Origin of the sequence: Halopseudomonas xiamenensis (assembly GCF_014219065.1) — a bacterium.
Lineage (GTDB): Bacteria > Pseudomonadota > Gammaproteobacteria > Pseudomonadales > Pseudomonadaceae > Halopseudomonas > Halopseudomonas xiamenensis.
This window is the reverse complement of sequence record NZ_JACLGO010000057.1, coordinates 1-1,739: the sequence shown is the minus strand read 5'-3', so window position 1 is coordinate 1,739 and position 1,739 is coordinate 1. Positions and strand designations below refer to the sequence as shown.

Here is a 1,739-nt window from a genome sequence, read left to right as displayed (position 1 = left end):
CAGAAAAATCGAGACCACTACCGCGATTCCGATAAAAAAGTAGCGCTGCCAGCCTCCACCATTCGCAAAAAGACTGAATGCGGCACCGGTGTTCCATAGGTGCACCCAGTTAAAGAACGGGGTCACCGAAACATACTCGCCATAGGCCATTGATTGCTGCACCAGCCACTTTACAGCCTGATCAGACGCTGCCAGCAGGCCCGATATGGACAATAGGGCATACGGCGAGAGCTTTTTGCCAATAATGAGCATTATTTAACCCTTCAACGCCAAAATGCGTCTGGCACCGTTAAGTACAATGCCCCCCGCGATGGTGCCGATAATCAGATCCGGATAATTGGAACCGGTCCACGCGACCAGGGCGCCGGCGGTGATGACCCCCAGGTTGATCACCACGTCGTTGGCCGAGAATATCCAGCTTGCCTTCATGTGCGCCCCGCCTTCCCGATGTTTGGATATGAGCAGCAGACAACTGGTATTGGCAATCAATGCGACGAATGCGATAGCCATCATCACCAGCGATTCAGGCTCACTACCGAATACAAAGCGTCTCACCACCTCTACGAGCACGCCCACAGCCAAGATCAGTTGCAGTACACCAGCAAGATGCGCGGCACGTACCTGCATTTTCACGCTATGTCCAACCGCATAAAGGGCAAGCCCGTACACCGCCGCATCGGCAAAATTGTCCAGGGATTCTCCAATCAGGCCGGTGGACTGGGCGATCAGACCGGCAGTCATTTCCACCACGAACAGAAGTGCATTGATGCCGAGCAACCAGCGCAGGGTCCCGGATTCTTGCTTAGCAGAAGCTGCCGAAAACTCGGCGGCCTTGATGGTCTCCGGATTTGCAGCGACGGTTTCCTGAAGCGAGGCGCCTAGCCCCAAGGTCTTCAGTTTCGAGGTGACGGGCTCGACCTCGCCATCATGCACGACCTTCAGCCGGCGGTTCGACAAGTCGAAGGACAGCGCCCGAATCTCCTCAAAGCCGTTCAGGGCTAGGCGAATCATTCGTTCTTCTGATGGACAGTCCATCTTCGGCACGGCATAAACACTGACCCATCTCCCTGGCGCCTCGGAGGAGGCCTGTATATCGGTATCCGCTGCGGACGTTGCATCACCGCCACAGGCGCCACCACAGGATTTGCTCATGATACGACTCCACTTGAACAATGTTGTGGTACCATTTAAAACTATAAAGCTACTATAAGGTCAATAGAGTAAAGAATCCGTTGGGGAGGAGGCTGATGCGCATTGGTCAGTTGGCGCAGTTGGTAGGGGTCGAAACACAGACGATCCGCTTCTATGAACAGCAGGGCTTGTTGCCGCCGCCTGATCGGCAGGACAACGGTTACCGTGTCTATACCGAGAAGCATGGTGAGGGGCTGGCCTTCATCCGTCGCTGCAGAATCCTGGGCCTGTCACTGGCTGAGATTCACGAACTACAGAGCTATCAGGACCCTCATCAGCCTTGTACCGCCGTCAACGCCTTGCTCGATGATCACATCTCTCATGTGCGGTCGCAGATAACCGCTCTGCAAGCGCTTGAGAAACAACTCGTTTCACTGAGAGCGAGTTGCAACGATGACCGGGAAGTTGAGGCGTGTGGGGTTCTTGCTGGAATTAGCGAAGGAAACATGCACCAGCAGTAGGTGAAGCATCAACCAGATAATCCGATGAGATGCCGGTCTGTCTCACTCTCATGCAAAGGTAAGATCAACCATTTAATCCGCTTACCC

At 54.3% G+C, this 1,739-nt stretch carries 3 protein-coding genes; 1 reads left to right on the top strand and 2 read right to left on the bottom strand.

Annotation, left to right across the window (positions count from 1 at the left end; genetic code table 11):
- On the bottom strand, positions 1-252 hold a 252-nt coding region (locus tag H6X51_RS19760; protein WP_185269123.1), incomplete at its 3' end, for a signal peptidase II.
- 3 nt (positions 253-255) lie between these two features.
- On the bottom strand, positions 256-1,152 hold the full coding sequence (locus H6X51_RS19755; protein ID WP_004574643.1) for a cation transporter: 897 nt from the start codon (positions 1,150-1,152) through the stop codon (positions 256-258).
- 95 nt (positions 1,153-1,247) lie between these two features.
- Between H6X51_RS19755 and cadR the strand changes: the two genes are divergently transcribed.
- Entirely contained in the window at positions 1,248-1,652 is a 405-nt protein-coding gene (gene cadR / locus H6X51_RS19750) for a Cd(II)/Pb(II)-responsive transcriptional regulator (protein ID WP_185269122.1), read from the top strand.
- Positions 1,653-1,739: the final 87 nt, after the last annotated feature.

Excerpts from the sequence above, each read along its gene's own strand:
- H6X51_RS19755 (WP_004574643.1), bottom strand. The coding sequence starts at position 1,152 with ATGAGCAAATCCTGTGGTGGCGCCTGTGGCGGTGATGCAACGTCCGCA.
- cadR (WP_185269122.1), top strand. The coding sequence starts at position 1,248 with ATGCGCATTGGTCAGTTGGCGCAGTTGGTAGGGGTCGAAACACAGACG.